Origin of the sequence: Mediterraneibacter sp., from assembly GCF_030825015.1 — a bacterium.
Lineage (GTDB): Bacteria > Bacillota > Clostridia > Lachnospirales > Lachnospiraceae > Mediterraneibacter.
In genome coordinates, this window is the sequence record NZ_JAPJQP010000010.1 from 30,907 (window position 1) to 54,731 (window position 23,825).

Below are 23,825 nucleotides of genomic sequence, written 5' to 3' on the forward strand. Positions count from 1 at the left end.
AAAAAATAGATAGAAAAAATAGATAGAAAAGAAAAAAATGCAGGAGGCAGAAAATGAACGGAAAAAAAGAAGAATTGAGAATGGAGATCCTGAAGTATATCGAAAAGCACAGCCGTGTAGATCTCGGAGAACTGGCAGTGCTTGTCGGTGTGGAAGAAACAGATGTGGCAAATGAGATTGCCGAGATGGAAAAAGAAAAGATTATCTGTGGTTATCATACGCTGATCGACTGGGATAAAGCAGGCGTAGAGATGGTGACGGCGCTGATCGAAGTACGTGTGACCCCGCAAAGAGACAGTGGATTCGACCGGATCGCAGAGCGGTTATATAATTATCCCGAAGTATATGCAGTTTACCTTATTTCAGGAAGTTATGACCTGCTTGTTACTTTGGAAGGAAAGACGCTGAAAGAGGTTTCCAGATTCGTGTCCGAGCGCCTGTCTACGATTGACGGTGTACTGAGCACGGCTACTTATTTTATCTTGAAGAAATATAAAGACCACGGCACGATCATGGGCGTGAAGAAAGGGTCGGAAAGGATACCGGTGACATTATAATGAGAAATCCATTATCGAAAAAAATCGTTGATATACAACCGTCCGGCATCCGTAAATTCTTTGATGTGGCAAACGAGATGGAAGACGCAATTTCCCTCGGAGTAGGAGAACCGGATTTTGATACGCCGTGGCGCATAAGAGAGGAAGGAATGTTTTCGCTTGAAAAGGGAAGAACGTTCTATACTTCTAATGCCGGATTAAAAGAATTGAGAAAAGAGATCTGTAATTACCTTGAGAGAAAGATTTATGTGAAATATGATGCGGTGCATGAAACACTTGTCACGGTGGGGGGAAGCGAGGCGATCGATGTTGGACTTCGCTGTATGCTCGACCCGGGAGATGAAGTGCTTATTCCGCAGCCCAGTTACGTTTCTTATCTGCCATGTACGATTATGGCAGACGGGATTCCTGTGATTATTCCGCTTCAGGAAAAGAATGAGTTTAAATTGACGGTGGAAGAACTTGAAACATATACGACGCCAAAGACAAAAGTACTCGTTCTGCCTTTCCCGAACAATCCTACAGGGGCGATCATGACACGGGAAGATCTGGAACCGATTGCAGAATTTGTCAAAGCGCATGATTTATATGTGATGTCTGATGAGATCTACTCAGAACTTACATATAAAGAAGAACATGTGTCGATTGCAAGTCTGCCTGGCATGAGAGAACGGACACTTGTGATCAATGGATTTTCAAAGGGGTTTGCGATGACGGGCTGGAGACTCGGATATTGCTGCGGTCCTGAGATGATTATCACGCAGATGACGAAACTTCATCAGTTCGCGATCATGTGCGCGCCTACAAACAGCCAGTATGCGGCGGTGGAAGGTCTGAGAAACTGTGGGGATGAAGTGGAAGAAATGCGGAAATCCTATAATCAGAGACGGCGCTTCCTGATGCATGAGTTTGAAAAAATGGGATTGGAATGCTTTGAGCCGTTTGGAGCATTTTATGTCTTCCCAAGTATCAAAGAATTTGGAATGACTTCGGAAGAATTTGCAACCCGTCTTTTAAATGAAGAGAAGGTCGCAGTCGTTCCGGGAACGGCGTTCGGTGAATGCGGCGAAGGATTTTTGCGGATATCTTACGCATATTCGCTGGAAGATTTAAAAGAAGCAATCGGTCGTCTTGAAAGATTTATCGGCCGGTTGAGAAGTGAGAGAAAATAATTATGCTGAATATTGTACTTTATGAACCGGAGATCCCGGCGAATACCGGAAATATTGGAAGGACATGCGTCGCGACAGGAACGCGTCTGCATCTGATCGAGCCGCTTGGTTTTAAATTGTCGGAAAAGGCGCTGAAACGCGCCGGAATGGATTACTGGGATGATCTGGATGTAACGACTTATATTGATTATGCGGATTTCCTTGAGAAAAATCCAAACGCTAAGATCTATATGGCGACAACGAAAGCAAAAAAGGTATATACAGAGGCAGCTTATGAACCGGACTGCTATATTATGTTTGGAAAAGAAAGTGCGGGAATACCGGAAGAGATCCTTGTAGATCATGAAGAGACTTGTGTGCGGATTCCGATGATGGGAGAGATCCGGTCTTTGAATCTCGGAAATTCTGTGGCGGTTGTTCTCTATGAAGCTCTCCGGCAAAATGGATTTGCCGGAATGGAGTTGGAAGGAGAACTTCATGAATTAAAATGGCAGGGGAATAATCGATAGAAAAACTGTGAAAATATGTGCAAATTGCCGAAATAGTGTAAGAATTTTCAGGAAAAGTGTAGTTCACTATTGCAGTCTTTCGGTATATAATAGTGTCAATGTGCTAAGAAACCGCTAAGAAATGTTTTCGTTTATATTAGGTGGAGATACGGCACAGGAGGAGGGAATCGTTCCTTGGAATGGGGAACGTCCCGTATGAAGCGGGAAAGTTTGGTAAAACTAAAACGATAGAAAAGAAAGTGAAAGGTGGTGTTGCGAAAATGGTGGAAGAAACGATCAAATCTATCCGAGAGACAGAAAGTAAGGCAGATCAGATCGTAAAAGAAGCGGAACAAGAGAGCAGGAATGTGATCGAGACCGCGAAAAAAGAAGCAGAACAGTCTGCCCGTGAGCTGATCGACGAAGCAAAAGCAGATGCTTTGAAAACGGCAGAACAGGCAAAGAAGGACGGGGAAGTTATGCTGGCACAGGCGGCGGAAGAGACACGCAGAGAAGCGGAACAGATGAAAGCGGCGGCTCTTGAACGTAAGAATGAGGCAGTCGCTCTTGTGCTGGAAAGATTGACATAACAGAAATAAGACTGTAAAGGAGGGATAAACAGATGGCGGTACTTAAGATGCAGAGAATCAGCATCTGCGCCTTAAAGAAAGACCGAAAAGCAATCCTTGAAAAATTACAGAGCCTCGGTGTTGTGGAGATCAATCATGTAATCGAAGAAGATGAAGATTTTAAGAAGATGGATACTGCAGGGCAGAAAGCGGGTTTTGAGAAAGCGTCGGCTTTGGCAGAACAGGCGATCGGCATTTTGGATAAATATGACCCTGAGAAGAAGTCGTTGTTTGCATCTTTGGAAGGAAAAGCATTGATCGAGCGGGAAGTGGAAGAACAGGTTCGTAATGAACGAAGAGATCTTCTGAAAAGGGCGAGACAGATCTGTAGGCTGGATAAAGAACGTTCTGAGCAGCTTGCGGAGATCACGAAGTTAAGCAACAGTATCGAGAGTCTGAATCCGTGGATCGGTCTGGACGTTCCGCTGACTCCGGCAGAGACAGCCCGGACAGCAGTGTTTTTCGGAACAATGCCCGGAGGTACGGACGCGGAGGCTGTATATGGGATTTTGGCGGAGAAAGCGCCGGATATAACCGGAGCAGATGTAAATATCGTCTCGTCAGAACCAAGTACGGTATATGTGGCGGTTGTCTGCCTGAAAGAAGATGTGCAGGCGGCGGAGGAAGCGCTTAGAAGCGCAGGGTTTGCAAGACCTTCTCAAACATGGGAAGACGTTCCGAAGTTCCAGAAAGAGGAGCTGGAAAGTCAGGCAGCAGACTGCCGCGCAAAGATCGGACAGATTGAAGAAGAGGTAAAAGGGCTTTCGGATCAGAGAGAAAAATTAAAAATATTAGCGGATTATTACAGGGTACGTGCGGACAAATATGCAGTACTCGGTCAGATTCCGCAGTCGGAGAGAACTTTTGTCATAAGCGGATACATTCCGCAGTGTGAATCGGCGCATCTTGCCGATTATCTGACAAAGAAATATGATTGTATGGTGGACGTCGAGGAATTGAGAGAAGATGAGGAAGTGCCGGTTATTTTAAAGAATAATCCGTTTTCAGCAAGTGTGGAAGGGGTAGTAGAGTCTTATGGACTTCCGCACAAAGGCGAACTTGATCCTACGACGATCATGTCATTTTTCTATGTATTTTTCTTTGGAATGATGCTTTCAGACGCGGCATATGGCGCGATCGTAGCGATTGTCTGTGCTGTGCTTGTGAAAAAATTCCCGAGGATGTCAGAGGGAATGAAAAAGTCAATGAAATTATTCTTCTATTGTGGATTATCCACGCTTGTATGGGGAATTTTATTCGGAGGCTATTTTGGAAATATCGTAGATGTCGTTTCTGAGAAATTTTTCGGAACAACGATAACCGTTCCGGCGCTTTGGTTCGTGCCGCTGAACGATCCGATGAAACTGCTCGTGTTCTCGCTGTTATTCGGTGTGATCCACCTGTTTGTAGGACTTGGGATCAAAGGTTATCTTTGTCTGAAAGACGGAAAAGTGATGGATTTCTTCTGCGACGTTGTTCTTTGGTTTATGCTTTTGATCGGTTTGATCTTAATGCTTCTGCCGAGCGATATTTTCGCATCTATTGCGCAGATGCAGATCGTCTTTCCGGCTTGGCTTAATACCGGAGCAAAGGTACTGGCGATCGCAGGAGCTTTGGGAATCGTGCTTATGTCAGGAAGAGAAAAGAAAAACCCGGCGCTTCGTTTGGCGCTTGGAGCATACGATCTCTACAATGTGAGCGGATGGCTCAGCGATGTGTTGTCTTATTCCCGTCTGCTGGCACTTGGACTTGCAACCGGAGTAATCGCATCAGTTATTAACCAGATGGGAAGTATGCTTCCGAACAACGTGATCGGAGTGATCGCGTTTATCGTAATCTTTATCGCAGGTCATGCGCTCAACCTGGCGATCAACCTTTTGGGCGCATATGTACACACAAACCGTTTACAGTTTGTGGAGTTTTTCGGAAAATTTTACGAAGGCGGCGGAGAGCCGTTTAATCCTTTTAAAGAAAATACAAAATATGCAGATGTTAAGGAGGAAACTTTATCATGAATATTGCAGGAGAGTTAGGAATTGTTTATGCGTTGCTCGGAGCGGCGATCGCGGTATTATTCGCAGGAGCAGGATCGGCGATCGGAGTTGGTATTGCAGGACAGGCAGCAGCCGGCGTTGTTACAGAAGATCCGAGTAAGTTTGCGAAAGTACTTATTATTCAGCTTCTTCCGGGTACACAGGGTCTGTACGGACTGCTTGTAGGATTTATTACACTTTCAAAGATCGGTATCCTTGGAGGCGGAGCTGTAGATGTTTCTGTATCTTCAGGACTTTTGATTCTGGCAGCATGTCTCCCGATCGGTATTGTAGGACTTCTTTCCGGTATCGCACAGGGAAAAACAGCGGCATCTTCTATCGGAATTGTTGCAAAGAAACCGGAGCAGTTCGGTAAGGCGATGTTGTTCCCGGCGATGGTTGAGACATACGCTATTTTGGCGCTGTTGATCTCCTTCCTTGCCGTAAACGGAATCCAGATCTAAGGAAAAGACGTTTGGTTTGGAATTGATGAAAAGGAGACAGCGATAAATGAGCGGATTAGATAAAATGAAATCCCGGATTTTTGAGGAGGCAGAGCAGTCCGCGGCAGAACTTCTCGATCAGGCAAAAAAAGAGGCGGAAAAGATCGTCAAAGAGGCGGTTGGAAAAGCCGGCGCAGAAGCGGAAACGATCCGTGTAAGAGCCGCGGCGGATGCGAAGGAATATGCGAAACGAGCGGAATCATCCGCAGATATGAACAGGAAACAGGCTCTTTTGGCGGCGAAGCAGGAAGTGATCCGCACCGTACTTGACGCGGCGTACAGCCGGGTGATGGAGATGGACGACACGGCATATTTTGAAATGCTTCAGAAAATGCTTGATAAATATGTACTTGCACAGGACGGAGAGATCTGCTTCTCAAAGAGAGATCTTAACCGGATGCCGAAAGAGTTTGCGGAAAAAATTGACGCTGCGGCAAAAGGAAAGGGCGGAAAGCTTACGATTTCGAAAGAGACAAGAAAGATTGACGGGGGCTTTATTCTCGTGTATGGCGGGATAGAAGAAAACTGCACGATAAAAGCAGTCTTTGAAGCGAAAAGAGAAGAACTGGCAGATGAAGTGAAGAAGCTGCTCTTTTCGTAAAGAGGAATCTGCTTGGAAAATAACAGTCCGCATGTTCAGGAAAAGCGGCGGATTGTTACAGCATAAGGAGGTTTAGAATTGGGGAATACAAAATATACTTACGCGGTTGCACGAATCCGTGCGCTGGAAGTGGCCCTGTTCTCTGATGCGGTCATCGAGCAGCTTTTGTCCTGCAAAACAGCGGCGGAAGTGCTGCAGTTTGTTGTTGAAAAAGGCTGGGGAGATACAGCGGATCAGGATGATCCCGACGCTGTTTTAAGGCGGGAGGAAGAAAAAACGTGGGAAGTGATCAAAGAAGTCGCTCCGGATGTGAGCGTATTCAATGTCCTTTCTTATCCGAAACTGTATCATAATCTGAAAGCTGCGATCAAAGAAGTATGTACGGAAATTCGTAATCCGAATATTTTCTATGACGATTGTTCTATCTCAGGAGAAGAGATGCTTCGGATCGTGGAGAACAGAGAATTTTCAAAACTTCCGTCTCATATGGGAAGTACGGCGCAGGATGCCCTTGAAACACTTCTTCATACGAGAGACGGGCAGTTGTGCGATATTATGGTCGATAAGGCGGCGCTTGAAGCAATCCGAAAGGCAGGAAAAGAGTCCGGCGAACCGATCATTGAAAATTATGCAGACACAACGGTGGCGATCGCGGATATTAAGATCGCGGTTCGTTCACAGAAGACAGGAAAAAGTGCAGACTTTATGAGAAGCGCGATGGCAGAATGTGACGGGATCAACGTAGAACAGCTTATCCGTGCGGTGCTTGCCGGAGAGGATGAGATCGCGCAGTATCTGGAGGGAACCGCATATGCAGGAGGCGCGCAGGCGCTTCGGGATTCGGCATCTGCATTTGAACGGTGGTGTGATAACCGGATGATCGAGACGCTGAAACCGCAGAAATATGAGACGTTTTCAGTAGGTCCTCTGCTCGGGTATTTGATCGCAAGGGAGACAGAGATCAAGACGGTTCGGATCATTTTAACTGGAAAGCAAAATGGTTTTTCGGATGACGCGATTCGGGAAAGGATAAGGGAGATGTATGTATAAGATAGCAGTTATCGGCGATTACGACAGCATTTACGGATTCGCCACATTAGGTCTTAGCATCTGCCCTGTAAAGACCCGGGAAGATGCCGAGGAAAAATTAAAACAGCTTGCAGACGGTCAGTATGGGATCATATATATTACCGAAGCCGTGGCTGCACAGATCGAAGAAACGATAGAACAGTACCGTGAAAATACCCTTCCGGCGATTATTCAAATACCGGGCGTATCAGGAAATACAGGAGCGGGTGTAAGCGGTGTGAAGAAGACCGTGGAACAGGCGGTCGGTTCGGATATTCTGTTTGGAGGAGTAAGCTAATGAGCACAGGAGTGATTAAAAAAGTCGCAGGACCTCTCGTTATCGCAGAGGGAATGCGCGATGCAAATATGTTTGACGTAGTCCGTGTGTCGAATCAGCGTCTGATCGGAGAGATCATCGAGATGCATGGTGATGAAGCTTCGATTCAGGTATATGAGGAGACTTCGGGACTTGGGCCGGGAGAACCGGTAGAGTCAATGGAAGTGCCGATGTCTGTAGAACTTGGACCGGGACTGATTACAAGTATTTATGACGGAATTCAAAGACCGCTGGATGATATTATGAAGGTATCGGGAAACAGCTTAAAGCGAGGAGTGGAAGTTCCGTCTTTGAAACGAAACCTGAAATGGGAGTTTGTTCCGACTGCAAAAGTCGGAGATGAAGTCGAGACAGGAGATGTGATCGGAACAGTGCAGGAGACGGTTCTCGTGCAGCAGAAGATCATGGTTCCTTACGGAGTGAAAGGAACGATCAAAGAAATCAAGTCAGGCGAGTTTACAGTAGAAGAAGTTGTAGCTGTTGTTGAGACGGAAAACGGAGACAGAGAACTGACATTGATGCAGAAATGGCCGGTTCGCCGCGGACGTCCGTATAAAAAGAAACTTCCGCCGGAGATGCCGCTTGTGACAGGACAGCGAGTGATCGATACGTTTTTCCCGATCGCAAAAGGCGGTGTGGCAGCAGTGCCGGGACCGTTCGGAAGCGGTAAGACAGTGATCCAGCATCAGCTTGCAAAATGGGCGGAAGCGGATATCGTTGTCTATATCGGATGCGGAGAACGTGGAAATGAGATGACAGACGTTCTGAACGAGTTCCCGGAGTTGAAAGACCCGAAGACAGGACAGGCGTTGATGCAGAGAACGGTATTGATCGCAAATACGTCCGATATGCCGGTTGCGGCCCGTGAGGCATCCATTTATACAGGAATCACGATCGCAGAGTATTTCCGTGATATGGGTTATTCCGTAGCGTTGATGGCAGACTCTACATCCCGCTGGGCAGAGGCGCTTCGTGAGATGTCGGGACGTCTTGAGGAGATGCCTGGAGAGGAAGGATATCCGGCCTATCTGGGAAGCCGTCTGGCTCAGTTTTATGAGCGTGCAGGTCATGTGATCTCTCTTGGAAAAGACGGAAGAGAAGGAGCGCTTTCTGTAATCGGCGCCGTATCTCCTCCGGGCGGTGATACGTCTGAACCGGTATCACAGGCGACACTTCGTATCGTAAAAGTATTCTGGGGACTGGATTCTGCGCTTGCGTATAAGAGACATTTCCCGGCGATCAACTGGCTGAACAGTTATTCGCTCTATCTTGATGATATGGAAAAATGGTTTAACGGAAATGTGGCGGAAGACTGGATGGAAGGACGCCAGAAGATGATGACGCTTCTTCAGGAAGAAGCAGAACTGGAAGAAATCGTAAAGATGGTCGGAATGGATGCACTTTCTCCGACAGACCGTTTGAAAATGGAAGCTGCGAGATCGATCCGTGAAGACTTCCTTCATCAGAACTCTTTCCATGAAGTAGACACTTATACGTCTTTGAAGAAACAGCATATGATGATGAAGTTAGTGAATGCATTTTATGAAAAATCTGTTGAGGCGCTTGGAAAAGGGGCATCTCTTCAGAAGCTGATCTCAATGCCGGTTCGCGAACAGATTGGACGTTTCAAATATGTGAAGGAAGATGCGCTTGACACAGAATATGCAAAAGTAGACGAGGAATTAGGCGCTCAGATTGCCAACGCATTTGTAAAGGAGGACCGCTAAATGCCGAAAGAGTATAGAACCATACAGGAAGTAGCCGGACCGCTGATGCTTGTGCGCGGCGTAGAAGGCGTAACTTATGACGAGCTTGGAGAGATCGAGCTTGCAAGCGGAGAAACCAGAAGATGTAAAGTACTGGAAGTCAACGGAAGTGACGTGCTTGTTCAGTTGTTTGAAAGCGCGACAGGAATCAACCTTTCCAACAGTAAGGTGCGTTTCCTTGGAAGAAGCATGGAGCTTGGGGTATCAGAAGATATGCTTGGCCGTGTATTTGACGGACTTGGAAGACCGATCGATGACGGTCCGGAAATCTTGCCGGATGCCCGTATGGATATTAACGGTCTGCCGATGAATCCGGCGGCAAGATGTTATCCGGAAGAATTTATTCAGACAGGAGTTTCTGCTATTGACGGACTGAACACGCTTGTCCGTGGTCAGAAACTGCCGATCTTCTCTGCATCAGGACTGCCTCATGCGCAGCTTGCGGCTCAGATCGCGAGACAGGCGAAAGTACTTGGCACAGATGAGAACTTTGCCGTAGTATTCGCTGCTATGGGTATTACGTTTGAGGAATCGAACTTCTTCGTGGAAAGTTTCCGAGAGACAGGAGCGCTTGACAGAACGGTTCTGTTTATCAATCTTGCAAATGACCCGGCGATCGAGCGTATCGCAACGCCGAAGATGGCGCTTACAGCCGCTGAATATCTTGCCTTTGAAAAAGAGATGCATGTACTTGTTATCCTGACAGATATTACAAACTATGCAGATGCGCTTCGTGAAGTGTCCGCTGCCCGTAAAGAAGTACCGGGACGCCGCGGATATCCGGGATATATGTACACAGATCTGGCTTCTATTTATGAAAGAGCGGGAAGACAGAACGGCAAGAAGGGAAGTATCACGATGATCCCGATCCTGACGATGCCGGAAGATGATAAAACACATCCGATCCCTGACTTGACAGGATATATTACAGAAGGTCAGATCATCTTGAGCCGTGACCTTTACAGAAAAGGAGTAACACCTCCGATCGATGTCCTTCCATCCCTTTCCCGTCTGAAAGATAAAGGAATCGGAGAGGGCAAAACGAGAGCGGATCACTCGAATACGATGAACCAGCTTTTCTCTGCCTATGCGCGTGGAAAAGATGCGAAAGAGCTGATGGTTATTCTGGGAGAGGCTGCGCTGACGGAAATCGATTTAATGTATGCAAAATTCGCAGATGCTTTTGAGGCAGAATATGTATCGCAGGGATATAATACAGACAGAAGTATTGAAGAAACGCTTGATATCGGCTGGAAATTGCTCAGGATGCTGCCAAGAACCGAATTGAAACGTATTGATGATAAATATTTGGATCAGTATTACGCAGAGTAGAACTTGCTTGTGCTGTGTAGCTGGGAAAAGGAGGTAGAATTTTGGCGGCAAAACAGGTGAATCCGACCAGAATGGAGTTGACGCGGCTTAAGAAGAAGCGGATTACGGCAATTCGCGGTCACAAGCTTCTGAAAGATAAGCGTGATGAACTGATGCGTCAGTACCTTGATCTTGTGCGGGAAAACATGGAAGTGCGTAAAAAAGTGGAAGCGGGTATCCGTTCTGCAAATAAAAACTTCGTGATCGCGAAAGCGGGAATGTCAGAAGCGGCGCTTAATACTGCGCTGATGGCGCCGAAGCAGGAAGTGAATTTGGAAGCCGGAGAGAAAAATGTTATGAGTGTAGATATTCCGACATTTCAGTATAAAACGAGAACTGCGGATGAAAATGATATTTATTCTTATGGCTTTGCCTTTACGTCAGGAGATTTGGACGGGGCGGTAAAATCACTTGCAGATGTACTTCCGGATATGATCCGTCTTGCTGAATGTGAGAAAGCCTGCCAGCTTATGGCGGCAGAGATCGAGAAGACGAGACGTCGCGTCAATGCCCTTGAGCATGTGATCATTCCGGAGACGGAACAAAGTATAAAATATATTACGATGAAACTGGATGAGAACGAAAGAAGTACACAGATCCGTTTGATGAAAGTGAAGGATATGATGTTGGAAGAGACTCATCATTACAGTGAAAAATCACAATGAGATGAAGAGAAATCGGAGACGCTGAAGCGAATCCGGTTTCTCTTTATTTTGTAAAATATGTCATTGTTTTTGGATGATATGTATGTTATAGCAGCTCTGCTCACAGAGCGAGCATCAGTCTGCGATCAATGAAAACATGCCTCTTCGGAGTTTATGGAAATGGTACAGAATTATCAGATCTCCCCTGTTTGAGAATCTTATAAAAAGGTGGTCCGGGAATACATGGAAAAAGGATTTTTTGCGAATGAAAAAATCGACAGAAGCTTTGGATCTGTTGAAAATTCCTGAAAAGAGTGATTGTAAGATGGGAAGAAATGTAAAAAAATACAAATCAGGAATGATTTGTATAAATACATTTGTTGAAAATGATTATATAATGAATTGATTAAAGGCGAAATTGATGATTTTTCACAATTTGCCTGGGGAAAAGGAGGAAAAAGAAAAAGATGAAATGGACCAAGAAAATGAAAGGAGCAGGCAAGAGAGCAGCAGTAACTGTAACGGCGCTTGGCATGGTGCTTACAGCATTTCCGCCGATACCGGCGAAAGCCGCGGGAGAGTTTGCAGGTAAGCTGACAAGCGTCGAGTCAGTGAAAAAAGGCAATGCAGATAACATCGTTATTGTGACTTTCAACGGCGGTGTAGAGGCGAAGCTTACGTTTCTTGAAGATGGGATCTTCAGATATAACGTAGATCCGAGCGGCGAGTTCTCGGAGTATGCAAAGCCGAGACAGAGTTTCCACAAGGGACGTATTCAGCAGTATCCTGACAGCTCCAGTGAGTATTCAAAACCGGAAGCGAAGATTAAAGACGCTGATGGGAAGTTTATGATCACAAGCGGAACTGTTTCTGTTGAGTTCGATAAAGAGACGGCTAAGATGAAAATCTTAAGCAACGATAAGGTTGTGATGGAAGAAACAGAAGCGCTGTCTATTTCAAAATCTGCAACAGTACAGACTCTTAAGAAAAACGACGGAGAGAACTTCTACGGCGGTGGCTGCCAGAATGGCAGATTCGTTCATACGGGAGAGTCAATCAATATCGCAAATGAAAGTAACTGGACAAATGGCGGTGTATCATCTCCGAACCCGTTTTATATTACGACAGAGGGATACGGAGTGTTGAGAAACACATTTGCCGATGGTAAATACGACTTTGGTAAGACAACGGCAGATGCTGTTACGGCAACGCATAATGAAGGCGAACTTGACGCTTATTACTTCGTATCTGACGGGAAAAATGTTACTGAGAAAACACAGGAACTTTTAAGAGAGTATTATCACGTGTCAGGTAATCCGACGCTGCTTCCTGAATATGCTTTCTATGAGGGCCATCTGAACGCATACAACCGTGACGCGTGGTCGAACACGCCGACGAATGGCGCGAAGGCATGGACGATCAAAGGAAATGATTCGTCTGACAGTGAAGGAAAGACAACATACGAAATCGGAAGAAGCGCTGATTTTGTTCCGGTAGACGGTCAGCAGCTTGAGTCGCTCAACGGTAAGGCGCCGACGGTGGCTACTGAAAAATATCCTAATGTAACGACACCGGAAGAATTTTCAGCACGTGCGGTACTTGATGATTATGTTGAGTACGATATGCCTCTCGGATATTTCCTTCCAAACGACGGATATGGATCAGGATACGGACAGAACGGTCATCATATGACAGGCGGAGTAAATTCGGATGGAACAAGTTCAAAGGAACGTCTTGATGCAGTTGCGGCGAACATACAGAACCTTGCTGAGTTTACAGAATATGCACAGGGAAAAGGTATACAGACAGGACTTTGGACACAGAGCTATCTTGTGCCGGATTCAAATTCAGGAACATTGTGGCATCGTCTTCGTGATTTTGAAAACGAAGTTAAAGTCGGTGGTATTTCCACACTGAAGACAGACGTTGCGTGGGTTAGTCAGGGATACTCTATGCAGCTTGACGGCGTGAAGAGTGCTTATGATATTGCAACAACTAAAGGCAAGATTCGTCCGAACATCATCTCTCTTGACGGATGGGCAGGATCGCAGCGATACTGCGGTATCTGGACAGGCGACCAGTACGGCGGCGAGTGGGAATACATTCGCTTCCACATTCCGACATATCTCGGAATGGCTCTTAGCGGTATTCCGAACTTAGGTAGTGATATGGACGGTATCTTCGGCGGATCTCCGATCATCGCTACAAGAGATTATCAGTGGAAATCATTTTCACCGCTTATGCTTAACATGGATGGATGGGGAACATATGCGAAGATGCCGTATGTATTCGGTGATCCGTACACAGGACTTAACCGTATGTACATGAAGATAAAAGCACAGATGCTTCCGTACATTTATACAGGAGCTGCTTCGGGATCGAACATTGATACAGGAAACGGAGATACAGGCATTCCGCTTGTGAGAGCAATGTTCCTTGAGTATCCGAATGACAGTTATGCGAACAGCAAGGCGGTGCAGTATCAGTATATGTTCGGATCTGACCTTCTCGTAGCTCCAATCTATCAGAACACGGCGGATACAGAAAATACCGGTAACGATATTAGAAATAACATCTATCTTCCGGGAGAAGAAGACGTTTGGATTGACTACTTTACAGGCGAGCAGTATCAGGGCGGACAGGTTCTTAACAACTTCGACGCTCCGCTTTGGAAACTTCCGTTATTCGTGAAGAATGGCGCGATCATTCCGATGTGGGAAGAAAACAACTCTCCGGAAGAGATCGACAAAGCAAACCGTATCGTAGAGTTCTGGCCAAGTGGAAAAAATTCTTACACGATGTTTGAAGATGATGGTAAATTCGTTGAAAACAATTTGACAGAAGATAAAGAATACGGACAGATCACAGATGTTTCTTACGGCAATCATGTATCTACGAAGTTTACGTCTGAAGTAAAAGATGGAACAGCAACACTTACTGCTGAGAAATCAACAGGAGACTACACAGGATACAAGAAAGATAAAAACACAACATTTGTTGTAAACGTATCTAAGAAACCTACAAAAGTTACAGCGAAAAACGGCAGCAACACACTGGAAGTTGAAGAAGTACAGAATAAAGCTGATTTCGATACAAAGAAAGTTGAAGCTGGCAAAGCAGTTTACTTCTACGATGAGTCTCCGGTAATCGAGACATATGCATCCGAGAAAGAGACAGCTGTTGCAGAACTTGTAAAAGATGTGAAGAGAACACCGAAGCTGTATGTGAAGTTTGCACAGGCTGACGCGAAAGCAGTTGATCAGACATTAGTAATCGAAGGATTCGCAAACGACGGAAAACTTCCGAAAGATCAGTTGAATGAGAACCTTGCAGTTCCGACATTAACAGAGAATGTTGACGCGAAGACACCGACTAGTATCACGCTTGGATGGAATAAAGTAGATACTGCTACATCTTACGAGCTGATGATCGACGATGTTGTATTTGCAGTTGGTGATGCTAATGCATATACGCATGTAGATCTTACTTACCATTCAGAGCATACATATCAGGTTCGCTCAAGAAACGCTGACGGATATTCCAAGTGGAGTGAGAAACAGACATTCCAGTCAGCAGAAGATCCGTGGAAAGATACGCCGACGCCGCAGACAATCACATGGAGCGGAGAGATTTACGGAAATCATAAAGCAGATCTTGCATTCGACAAGGTATTCCAGCAGGGAGACAGCGGTTTCCACTCAAATGGAAACTCGATCGGGCAGACGCTTACTGTAGATTACGGAAAAGCGTATGAGATTGATAAGATCGAGTATTATCCGCGTACAGATGCGTCTAACGGAACTGTTAAGAAGATGAAGCTTGAGACAAGTCTTGACGGTGTGCACTGGACGGAAGCAAAAGAATACACATGGGAAATAAATGCCGAGACGAAAGTGATGGGTGATCTGAACTGCGGAGCCCGTTATATCCGCTTTACACCGCTTGAATCAGTTGGAAATTTCTTTGCAGCAAGCGAGATTAAAGTGTATAAGAAAGAAAATACGGGAGCGTTTGCTGTCGGAAGTACAAATAAAGCAGATACAGTTAGTGACGGCGATTATACGAACATGAAAAACTATCTTGGCACATGTGAAAAAGATAGTCTGTTTGTAGATCAGATCAAGAGCCGTTACGGCGACATCAATATGAATAATATCTATGATGTATATGATTATGCTTTCACAATGTTCCAGTTAGACGGAGGAACGAAGAAGACAGACAGCGTTTCAGGAGAAGCTATGCTTCTTGCAAGCAGTGCAGACGTGAAGAAGGGCGAGACGTTTACAATCGATGTTTACGCACAGAATGTAGCAGGACTTAACGCATTCGGACAGGTGATCAATTATGATCCGAAGAAGGTAGAATTCGTTTCCTGTGAAGGTTCACCGCTTCTTGCACAGATGGAAAATCTGACAGTGAATAAAGTATATGATGATGGAGCATATGTGAACCTTGCATATGCAAACCGCGGAGATAAGAACCTTTATGCCGGAAGTGATGTGCTTGCTACAATTACAATGAAGGCGAAAGACGATATTTCAACGGAAAACAAGAACGTGATCGACCTTTCTAAAGTAACACTCATCGGACCGAATTACAGCACGATCGAGTCAGAGGTTAACACAGATGTTGAGATTCCGGACGTTCCGGCAACAGAGAAGAAATTCGCTCAGAATGATTTCAACATTACAATGACAAATGAGAAACTCACAGAAGATAGCGCAGATGATCCGAACGTAAATAAACTGATCCAGCAGAATAATTACAACGGACTGTTTGATGGAACATTCGGGCGTGATTTTGAGTTTAAGTGGGATATCCCGGCTAACCAGGTAGACGGAAAACTTCCGGACTACATCATCCTTCCGACAACAATGCATCTTGCATTAAAGAATCCGGAAGCATTGAACAAAGTAGCTGTATCGAATGCAAACAAAGGAAACGGTTACTTGACAAGCGTATCTGCAAAACTGATCTATACAGACGATACAGCATCAGACGAGATCAAGTTTGAGGCAGAGCAGGAAAAATACACATTTGAATTTAGTGGAGACAAGGCGGTAAAAGAAGTTCAGATTACATTCTTAGATGCAAAATCAACAAGTGATGTGAAGAACATGCTCACACTTGCAGAACTTGAACTGTCAAATCTCTCTAACACACCGGTTACAGGAATTACGGCAGATCCGAACAATGTAAAAGAGATGTATGTCGGAACACTGGCAGACATCAATGCAACAGTTCAGCCGGACAATGCAACAAACAAATTCTTTACAGCAGAAAGCTCAAATGAAGATGTTGTGAAGATCCTTACACTGGCAGATGAAAACGGCTATCCGGTTTACAAAGCGAGAGCGATGAAAGAAGGAAAGAGCACGATCACACTGGCAGCGGCAGGAAACAAAGATGTAAAAGCAACTTACGAAATTACAGTAAAAGCAGGTGTTGATATTTCAGGACTGAATGAGGCGCTTGCAAAAGCTCGTAATCATCAGTCATCTGCTTACACAGAAGAAAGTTATGGACAGCTTACGGCGGCAGTAAATGCAGCTACAGAATTGCTTAAGGGCGAATATACTAAGAATCAGGTACTTGAAGCACAGATGGCAATTTACGATGCAATCGACGGACTTGTATTCCGTCCGCTTGATGAGACAAAACTGCTTGATGCAAAAGCAGAAGGGTTTACAGTAACGGCAACAAGTGAATGTGATCCTGATAAACTTGAGGATGGACTTGCAACAAACGTACTTGACGGAAAAGAGGATAATTACTGGCATACAGAGTACAACAAAGATGTATTGCCGCAGAGCCTCAATTTTGATCTCGGCGGACTTTACAACTTGACAGATATTACATTCCTTGCCCGTCAGGGAGCAACGAACGGTGATATTCTGAAAGCGCAGATCTTTGTAGGAAGCGCCAAAGACGATATGAAATCTGTCGGAACATATGAGTTCGATGAGAATGGAAATGTTCTTGTAAACAGAGATCAGTATCAGCAGATCGCTTTTGATGCGAAAGATGTAAGATATGTAGAGTTCAAAGTTCTTGAAGCAGGAGCACAGGATAAATTCGCAAGTATGGCAGAGATCCGTTTCTACGGAGAGAAAACGACAGCAGCTCTGAAAGCTCTCTATGACAGCTATGTGGCAGAAAACTTGAATAAAGCAGACTACACAGCAGACTCATGGGCAGTATACGAAGCGAAGATGGATGAAGCGAAAGCTCTCATCGAAGCAAAAGATACAACAAACGCAGCAGCAGGCGAAGCTTTGACAGCATTGCAGACAGCACATGACGCACTTGCGAAAGATGAAACTCCGACACCGGGTGAGGCGGATAAGACAGCGTTGAAAGCACTTTGCGATCAGGCAGATGCATTGAAATCAGACGATTATACAGCAGACAGTTGGGCAGAATTCCTTCTCGCTCTTAGAGAAGCGAAGAGTGTGCTTGGAGATGAGACTGTAACACAGGATGTCGTAAATCAGGCTGTGACAGATCTGCAGGTAGCAATCGAAGCGCTTGTTAAGAATGATCCGGAACCGGGCGATGTAGATAAGAGCGGACTGCAGAATCTTTACAATCAGTATAAAGATACGAAACCGGATGGTTATACGGAAAGCAGTTGGCTGGACTTTGCTGCCGCACTTGATAAGGCAGAGAAAGTTCTGAAAGATGAAAAAGCAACAGTAGGAGATGTGCAGGCGGCAGTGGCAGAGCTTGAGATGGCATATAAATCACTTGAGAAAGAAGAACCGACACCGGGTAAACCTGATAAGAGCGGACTGCAGAATCTTTACAATCAGTATAAAGATATCAAAGCCGACGGTTATACGAAAGACAGCTGGACTGCATTTGATAAAGCTCGTACAGAGGCAGAAAAGGTTCTTACAAATGAAAAAGCAACACAGGCTGAGATAGATGCAGCGAAAGCAGCATTGCAGGCAGCGTATGAAGGTCTTGCAAAAGACACAACTCCTGAACCTGAACCGCAGCCGAACCCGAATCCGACACCGGGCGGAAACGGCGGCAACAGTGGAAACGCTGGTAACAGTGGAAATGGCAGCAACACAGCAGTTGTTACAGGAGACAGCGCAAATATCGCAGGATATTTGATGATGCTTCTGGCAGCAGGCGGAATTGCAGCAGTAACATTCTTTAGAAGAAAAAGAGTGAAATAAAAAGATCCGATTCGTAAGATGAAGAGGATATGAAATAAAAGAGGCGATGCGCGTAAGTGCATCGCCCCTTTTGTTTATTGGAGGTTCAGATTTGAAATTCCATCACCTTGCCTGTTTTTGGGTGGCGGAATATTAATTTGTAAGCACAGAGATGAAGCTGTCCGGCTTGAAAACGTTTCACCGAAGTCTGAGAGGCGATGATCGGATGATCGATCTCTCTGCCGTATTTGCGATCGCCTATGAGGGGGTGTCCAAAATGTGCCATTTGTACGCGAATCTGATGATGTCTGCCTGTGTCAAGGTGAATTTCGACAAGGGAGGAAGCGTCATACACTTCAACGGTGCGGTAGTGCAGTCTGGCAAGTTTCGCTCCGGAAGTTGTATTTGCACAGACAGAGGAACTGTTTGTGCGGGCGTTTTTGATAAGATAATCTTCAAGAGTTCCTTCCGGCGGTTTGGGGATGCCTGTCACTGCGGCAAGATAATATTTCCCGAATCCGTCGGAGGAGAGCTGCCGGTTTAATTCTTTTGCTGCAGCCGGGGTTTTCGCAAAGACGAGAATCCCTTCTACTGGCTGGTCGAGTCGGTGAATGACTGCAAGATATGGTTCGCCTGATTTTGTACGGTGAAATTTCTGTGAAGTAAAAAGGTGATTTTTGAGTAGACTTTCCATGTCGGCAGTTCCGATACGAGCGCTTTGGGTGGGCGTGCCGGCGGGTTTATGGCAGACGATGATCTGCTCGTCTTCATATAAAATGATCGGGGCTGTATTTTTTATCATTTGTCTTATTTTCGCTCCTTCGTATTATTGACTTTTCAATGTGTTACGGCTAAACTGATTATCATATAAAAGAATTTTCAGGTCAACCCTTTAAGGAGGAAATTCATGATAAATAATGAGTGGGAAAGATCGTTGGATGAATTGAATCGAACAATTCAAGATGCGATCGATCATCAAAATTACGGGCGGTTAAATCAAAATGTGACAGATACAATCGGTCGCGCTATGGGAGAAATTTCCAGAGGATTAAAAAATGGGATCCGATATGGCAATGACGCGATGAACGCTGCGGCAGATAATTTCGCGAGAAGACAAAATCAAACGACAGGCGGCTTTGCCCGGCGTCAGAGACAGGCGGGAAATACCCCGCCGTTTAGAAATCAAGGCGAGGCAGGCGGTTTCGCGCAGAATCAGGGAATGGGTTCGGCAGGCAGCTTTGCACAAAATCCGAATGCTGTACAGAGAGAAAAGATTCTTTATCTGAAAGGAACGGCGATAAAGGTCGGCGGCATCTTCCTCGCGATTACAGGATATCTTGGGATGATTGTTACTTTGATCATCGGTCTGATGCTTCTGCTTGGCAGTTCTGTTACCGGATGGCAAACAGAGATAAATGTTATGGCGGCGGTGATGGGCGGTTTTGCCGTTGCATTTGCCGGGATGGGAATTGCCGGGACGGTAAATGCATGCGCGGTAAGCCGTTTTGGGAAATATGTGAAAATGCTTGATGTCAGAGAGTATTGTGATGTGAAAGAGCTTGCACAGCGCAGCGGACGTTCGGGGAAAGCAGTTGTGAAAGATCTGAAAAAAATGATTAAAAAAGGCTGGTTCAGACAAGGGCATCTTGATGAGCAGGAAACCTGCCTTATGACGAGCAATGAAGCGTATCGTCAATATACGGCGCTTATGGAGAGAACGCGTCAGGAGAAGAAAGAAAAAGAAGAAAGAGCGGCAAAAGAAAAGGCAGAATTTTCCAAACTTTCTCCGGAAGTGCAGAAGATCATCGAAGCAGGCGATGCGTATGTGCATGCGATCAGAGCGGCGAATGACGCAATACCCGGAGAAGAGATTTCGGAGAAGATTGCCCGTATGGAAATGCTTGTAGACAGAATCTTTGACAGGGTAGAGCAGAAACCTGACACGGTCAGTGATATTCGAAAATTGATGGATTATTACCTTCCGATGACAATGAAACTGCTGCAGGCGTATGAAGATCTGGATGCACAGCCGGTGCAGGGAGAAAATATCATTTCTTCGAAGGAGGAGATTGAAAAGACGATCGATACCCTTAACGTAGCTTTTGAAAAACTGTTGGACGATCTTTTTCAGGATACGGCGTGGGACGTATCGTCAGATATTTCTGTGCTGAATACGATGTTGGCGCAGGAAGGTCTTACGGAGGACGAGATCAGGAAGTAAAAGCGCGCAGAGCAAGATAAGACAAGATGCACACAGAAGAAAATAAGATGGGAAGAGATGTGTGCACAATAGGGTAAGACAGAAAGAAGATGCGCACAGAATAAAGCGAAAAAGAAGTTCGGGAAATGACAAGCGGAGATAAATAAGCTAAGGCTGAATAAAGAAGTGGAAAAGGAGAGAAAGATATGGGAACAGAGTTTAAAGATTTAGATACCACTCCGACATTGACGTTAGATCCGTTTCAGACGGCGGATAAGAAAGAACCTCCGGTCGTGCAGCAGGCAGAAGAAGCTGAGTTGGACGACAGCATTTTGACAGAGGAAGAACGTCAGACAGTGGAGGCGTTTGCAAAGCAGATCGATCTGACGAATTCTTCGCTGATCCTTCAGTACGGAGCAGGAACACAGAAGAAGATGGCAGATTTTTCCGAATCGGCTTTGGATAATGTGAAGGCGCAGGATCTCGGAGAGGTGGGGGATCTTCTTACCGGAGTTGTGACGCAGCTGAAAAGCTTTGACGAGGAGGAAGAAGAAAAAGGATTTTTAGGTATATTCAAGAAAGCATCGAACAAAATTGATTCGATGAAAGCGAAATATGCAAAAGCCGAGACGAACGTCAATGAGATTGTGAAAGCCTTGGAGAAGCATCAGGTACAGCTTATGAAAGATACGGCGCTTCTTGATAAAATGTATGAATTGAATCTGACATATTTTAAAGAATTATCTATGTATATTCTTGCCGGAAAGAAGAAGCTTGCGGAAGTGAAGCGGACACAGCTTGCGGATCTGATGAGCAAGGCACAGGCATCAGGACTGCCGGAGGATGCGCAGGCGGCGAAAGATTTGGACGAGATGTGCATTCGGTTTGAGAAGAAGATCCATGATCTTGAACTGACAAGAATGATTTCGATTCAGACGGCGCCGCAGATCCGTCTTGTTCAGAATAATGATACAATGATGGTTGAAAAGATTCAGTCTACGATTGTGAATACGATCCCTCTTTGGAAGAGTCAGATGGTTCTTGCACTTGGAGTGGAGCATTCGACTCAGGCGGCAGAAGCACAGCGTCGTGTCACGGATGTGACGAACGAGCTTTTGAAGAGGAATGCAGAGAAATTAAAGATGGCAACGACGGAAACGGCTCGTCAGTCCGAGCGGGGTATTGTGGACATCGAGACGCTTAAGGCGACAAACGAATCGTTGATCGCTACATTAGACGAAGTGATGGCGATCCAGCGTGAAGGTCGGGAGAAACGTCAGGCGGCTGAGGCGGAGCTTCGCAATATGGAACAGGAACTGAAAGGGAAACTTCTTCAGCTTCACGGATAAAGTCTGGATCATGTTTCGGTTGACATTCGGATGATTTTTGGGTAAAATCACAGTTGCAAACAGGCGATGAAAGAGAATAGTATATGTGAGGAATGCGGCAGAGAGAAGGCGGCTGGTGAGAGCCTTTGCAGGAACACATAGAACCGGCTCCGGAGCTCTGTATGAAAATACAGCGTATCTCTGCGTTAAAGAGAAAAGAGAGAACAGTCACAGACAAGTTGTCTGTAGTGTTAATAAGGGTGGTACCGCCGAGATGCTCGGTCCCTTGCGGGGGAAGAGCGTCTCGGCGTTTTTGCATGGCTTTGAAGGAAATTAAAAAACCAGAAAGTAAAAATGATTTAGGAAATGAGGTAAGAAGATGGCAAAAGAAAAGAAACTTGTACAGTCGATCACATCGAGAGACGAAGATTTCGCACAGTGGTATACAGATGTTGTGCGGGAAGCAAAATTGTGTGATTATTCAGGGGTAAAAGGATGTTTGAATTATCTTCCGAACGGATATGCGATTTGGGAAAATATTCAGTCTGATCTTGATAAACGTTTTAAAGACACGGGTGTGGAAAATGTTTATCTTCCGGTTTTGATCCCGGAGAGTCTTTTACAGAAAGAAAAAGATCACATTGAAGGATTTGCACCGGAAGTTGCATGGGTGACACACGGCGGAACAGAACCGCTTCAGGAAAGATTCTGTATTCGTCCGACATCCGAAACTCTGTTTTGTGATGTGTGGAGCAAGACGGTTCAGTCTTACAGAGATCTTCCGAAAGTATGGAATCAGTGGTGTTCGGTTCTCCGTTGGGAGAAAACGACAAGACCGTTCCTTCGCTCAAGAGAATTTCTCTGGCAGGAAGGACATACGATCCATGCAACATATGAAGAGGCAGAAGAACGTACAAAATTAATGTGGAAAGTATATAAAGATTTTGTAGAAGAAGACCTTGCAATTCCGGTTGTAGCGGGAAGAAAAACAGAGAGTGAGAAGTTTGCGGGAGCACAGGATACTTATACGATCGAGGCTCTGATGCATGATGGACAGGCGCTGCAGTCAGCTACAAGTCATTTCTTCGGAAATTCATTCCCGGATGCATTTGACATTAAATATGCAGATAAGAATAATGAACTTCACAGTGTGTATGAGACGTCATGGGGTCTGTCTACGAGAATTATTGGTGCGATCATCATGGTTCACGGTGATGACAGCGGCCTTGTGCTTCCGCCGAGAATTGCTCCGGTACAGACAAGAGTTATTCCGATCGCACAGCATAAAGAAGGCGTTCTTGATAAGGCAAATGAACTTCTTGATGCTCTTAATAAAGCGGGATATCGTGCGAAGATCGATGATTCTGAAAAGAGTCCGGGATGGAAGTTCAGCGAGCAGGAGATGCTTGGAATTCCGACCCGTATTGAGATCGGACCGAAAGATATTGAAAACGGACAGGTTGTAGTTGTGCGCCGTGATACAAGAGAGAAGATCGTTGTGGCAATCGATGAGATCACAACGAAACTCAGTGAGATTCTTGAGACGATCCAGAAAGATCTTTATGCAAAAGCAAAAGCATTCCTTGACGATCATATCAGCTCGGCGGTGACGATGGATGAGATGAAAGATGCCGTTTCTGAAAAGAAAGGTTTCGTAAAAGCAATGTGGTGCGGAGACGAAGCTTGTGAAGATGAGATCAAAGCACAGACAGGCGGCGTGACATCAAGATGTATCCCTATGGAAGAAGAACATCTTTCAGATGTATGTATCTGCTGCGGAAAACCTGCGAAACATATGGTTTACTGGGGAAGAGCGTATTAAGAAAATACATTTGGGATTAGAAGGGCAATGCAAAAAACAGGATAGAAAATCAGTTTGTGATTTGAAAAAACAGATAGAAACAGAATGTTTTGTGCATTTTTTCAGAAAGGAAAACACCTCTTTTTGTGGATAATTTGCCT

At 45.3% G+C, this 23,825-nt stretch carries 18 protein-coding genes and 1 other annotated feature; of the genes, 17 read left to right on the top strand and 1 reads right to left on the bottom strand.

What is annotated here, in order from left to right; translation table 11 throughout:
- Positions 1-53: 53 nt before the first annotated feature.
- The 14 genes from RCH61_RS06275 (at position 54) to RCH61_RS06340 (ending at position 18,356) form a co-directional block, all read left to right on the top strand.
- Positions 54-557, top strand: coding sequence for an Lrp/AsnC family transcriptional regulator (locus tag RCH61_RS06275; RefSeq protein WP_178007522.1), 504 nt, complete (start codon positions 54-56; stop codon positions 555-557).
- Positions 557-1,729 carry an aminotransferase class I/II-fold pyridoxal phosphate-dependent enzyme gene (locus RCH61_RS06280; protein ID WP_306480175.1) on the top strand — a complete coding sequence of 391 codons (1,173 nt, stop codon included), beginning with the start codon at positions 557-559 and terminating at the stop codon, positions 1,727-1,729. The genes RCH61_RS06275 and RCH61_RS06280 overlap by 1 nt, the downstream gene beginning before the upstream one ends.
- Positions 1,730-1,731: 2 nt before the next feature.
- Entirely contained in the window at positions 1,732-2,238 is a 507-nt protein-coding gene (locus RCH61_RS06285; RefSeq protein ID WP_178007527.1) for a tRNA (cytidine(34)-2'-O)-methyltransferase, read from the top strand.
- Between the two features lie 179 nt (positions 2,239-2,417).
- Positions 2,418-2,807: a hypothetical protein gene (locus RCH61_RS06290; RefSeq protein WP_306480176.1), complete on the top strand. Its 390-nt coding sequence runs from the start codon at positions 2,418-2,420 to the stop codon at positions 2,805-2,807.
- 32 nt (positions 2,808-2,839) lie between these two features.
- Positions 2,840-4,861, top strand: coding sequence for a V-type ATP synthase subunit I (locus RCH61_RS06295; protein ID WP_306480177.1), 2,022 nt, complete (start codon positions 2,840-2,842; stop codon positions 4,859-4,861).
- Positions 4,858-5,343, top strand: coding sequence for a V-type ATP synthase subunit K (locus RCH61_RS06300; RefSeq protein ID WP_306480178.1), 486 nt, complete (start codon positions 4,858-4,860; stop codon positions 5,341-5,343). Before RCH61_RS06295 ends, RCH61_RS06300 begins: the two co-directional genes overlap by 4 nt.
- A gap of 46 nt (positions 5,344-5,389) precedes the next feature.
- The gene (locus RCH61_RS06305; protein ID WP_306480179.1) at positions 5,390-5,983 is read left to right on the top strand and encodes a V-type ATP synthase subunit E; all 594 of its coding nucleotides are present in this window, start codon (positions 5,390-5,392) and stop codon (positions 5,981-5,983) included.
- Between the two features lie 78 nt (positions 5,984-6,061).
- The gene (locus tag RCH61_RS06310; protein ID WP_306480180.1) at positions 6,062-7,033 is read left to right on the top strand and encodes a V0D/AC39 family V-type ATPase subunit; all 972 of its coding nucleotides are present in this window, start codon (positions 6,062-6,064) and stop codon (positions 7,031-7,033) included.
- The gene (locus RCH61_RS06315; protein ID WP_306480181.1) at positions 7,026-7,349 is read left to right on the top strand and encodes a V-type ATP synthase subunit F; all 324 of its coding nucleotides are present in this window, start codon (positions 7,026-7,028) and stop codon (positions 7,347-7,349) included. Before RCH61_RS06310 ends, RCH61_RS06315 begins: the two co-directional genes overlap by 8 nt.
- Positions 7,349-9,115 carry a V-type ATP synthase subunit A gene (locus tag RCH61_RS06320; protein ID WP_306480182.1) on the top strand — a complete coding sequence of 589 codons (1,767 nt, stop codon included), beginning with the start codon at positions 7,349-7,351 and terminating at the stop codon, positions 9,113-9,115. The genes RCH61_RS06315 and RCH61_RS06320 overlap by 1 nt, the downstream gene beginning before the upstream one ends.
- Entirely contained in the window at positions 9,116-10,486 is a 1,371-nt protein-coding gene (locus RCH61_RS06325) for a V-type ATP synthase subunit B (protein ID WP_306480183.1), read from the top strand.
- A 41-nt stretch (positions 10,487-10,527) separates the two neighbouring features.
- Positions 10,528-11,190 carry a V-type ATP synthase subunit D gene (locus RCH61_RS06330; RefSeq protein WP_178007856.1) on the top strand — a complete coding sequence of 221 codons (663 nt, stop codon included), beginning with the start codon at positions 10,528-10,530 and terminating at the stop codon, positions 11,188-11,190.
- A 244-nt stretch (positions 11,191-11,434) separates the two neighbouring features.
- A complete protein-coding gene (locus RCH61_RS06335) occupies positions 11,435-11,575 on the top strand; it encodes a hypothetical protein (protein ID WP_306480184.1) in 141 nt (46 codons plus the stop codon).
- Positions 11,576-11,636: 61 nt separating this feature from the next.
- Positions 11,637-18,356, top strand: a complete 6,720-nt coding sequence (locus RCH61_RS06340; RefSeq protein ID WP_306480185.1) for a discoidin domain-containing protein — start codon at positions 11,637-11,639, stop codon at positions 18,354-18,356.
- Between the two features lie 85 nt (positions 18,357-18,441).
- Here RCH61_RS06340 and RCH61_RS06345 read toward each other — a convergent pair whose 3' ends face one another.
- A complete protein-coding gene (locus tag RCH61_RS06345; protein ID WP_306480186.1) occupies positions 18,442-19,137 on the bottom strand; it encodes an RluA family pseudouridine synthase in 696 nt (231 codons plus the stop codon).
- Between the two features lie 105 nt (positions 19,138-19,242).
- Between RCH61_RS06345 and RCH61_RS06350 the strand changes: the two genes are divergently transcribed.
- The 3 genes from RCH61_RS06350 (at position 19,243) to proS (ending at position 23,685) form a co-directional block, all read left to right on the top strand.
- Positions 19,243-20,556: a 5-bromo-4-chloroindolyl phosphate hydrolysis family protein gene (locus tag RCH61_RS06350; RefSeq protein ID WP_306480187.1), complete on the top strand. Its 1,314-nt coding sequence runs from the start codon at positions 19,243-19,245 to the stop codon at positions 20,554-20,556.
- A gap of 185 nt (positions 20,557-20,741) precedes the next feature.
- A complete protein-coding gene (locus tag RCH61_RS06355; protein ID WP_178006495.1) occupies positions 20,742-21,884 on the top strand; it encodes a toxic anion resistance protein in 1,143 nt (380 codons plus the stop codon).
- 57 nt (positions 21,885-21,941) lie between these two features.
- Positions 21,942-22,153, top strand: a binding site (T-box leader).
- An 89-nt stretch (positions 22,154-22,242) separates the two neighbouring features.
- On the top strand, positions 22,243-23,685 hold the full coding sequence (gene proS / locus RCH61_RS06360) for a proline--tRNA ligase (RefSeq protein WP_178006496.1): 1,443 nt from the start codon (positions 22,243-22,245) through the stop codon (positions 23,683-23,685).
- The last annotated feature ends 140 nt before the right edge of the window (positions 23,686-23,825 follow it).

Excerpts from the sequence above, each read along its gene's own strand:
- RCH61_RS06305 (WP_306480179.1), top strand. The coding sequence starts at position 5,390 with ATGAGCGGATTAGATAAAATGAAATCCCGGATTTTTGAGGAGGCAGAG.
- RCH61_RS06295 (WP_306480177.1), top strand. The coding sequence starts at position 2,840 with ATGGCGGTACTTAAGATGCAGAGAATCAGCATCTGCGCCTTAAAGAAA.
- RCH61_RS06325 (WP_306480183.1), top strand. The coding sequence starts at position 9,116 with ATGCCGAAAGAGTATAGAACCATACAGGAAGTAGCCGGACCGCTGATG.
- RCH61_RS06350 (WP_306480187.1), top strand. The coding sequence starts at position 19,243 with ATGATAAATAATGAGTGGGAAAGATCGTTGGATGAATTGAATCGAACA.
- RCH61_RS06275 (WP_178007522.1), top strand. The coding sequence starts at position 54 with ATGAACGGAAAAAAAGAAGAATTGAGAATGGAGATCCTGAAGTATATC.
- RCH61_RS06315 (WP_306480181.1), top strand. The coding sequence starts at position 7,026 with ATGTATAAGATAGCAGTTATCGGCGATTACGACAGCATTTACGGATTC.
- RCH61_RS06345 (WP_306480186.1), bottom strand. The coding sequence starts at position 19,137 with ATGATAAAAAATACAGCCCCGATCATTTTATATGAAGACGAGCAGATC.
- RCH61_RS06335 (WP_306480184.1), top strand. The coding sequence starts at position 11,435 with ATGAAAAAATCGACAGAAGCTTTGGATCTGTTGAAAATTCCTGAAAAG.
- RCH61_RS06280 (WP_306480175.1), top strand. The coding sequence starts at position 557 with ATGAGAAATCCATTATCGAAAAAAATCGTTGATATACAACCGTCCGGC.
- RCH61_RS06355 (WP_178006495.1), top strand. The coding sequence starts at position 20,742 with ATGGGAACAGAGTTTAAAGATTTAGATACCACTCCGACATTGACGTTA.
- proS (WP_178006496.1), top strand. The coding sequence starts at position 22,243 with ATGGCAAAAGAAAAGAAACTTGTACAGTCGATCACATCGAGAGACGAA.
- RCH61_RS06290 (WP_306480176.1), top strand. The coding sequence starts at position 2,418 with ATGGGGAACGTCCCGTATGAAGCGGGAAAGTTTGGTAAAACTAAAACG.
- RCH61_RS06320 (WP_306480182.1), top strand. The coding sequence starts at position 7,349 with ATGAGCACAGGAGTGATTAAAAAAGTCGCAGGACCTCTCGTTATCGCA.
- RCH61_RS06285 (WP_178007527.1), top strand. The coding sequence starts at position 1,732 with ATGCTGAATATTGTACTTTATGAACCGGAGATCCCGGCGAATACCGGA.
- RCH61_RS06340 (WP_306480185.1), top strand. The coding sequence starts at position 11,637 with ATGAAATGGACCAAGAAAATGAAAGGAGCAGGCAAGAGAGCAGCAGTA.
- RCH61_RS06300 (WP_306480178.1), top strand. The coding sequence starts at position 4,858 with ATGAATATTGCAGGAGAGTTAGGAATTGTTTATGCGTTGCTCGGAGCG.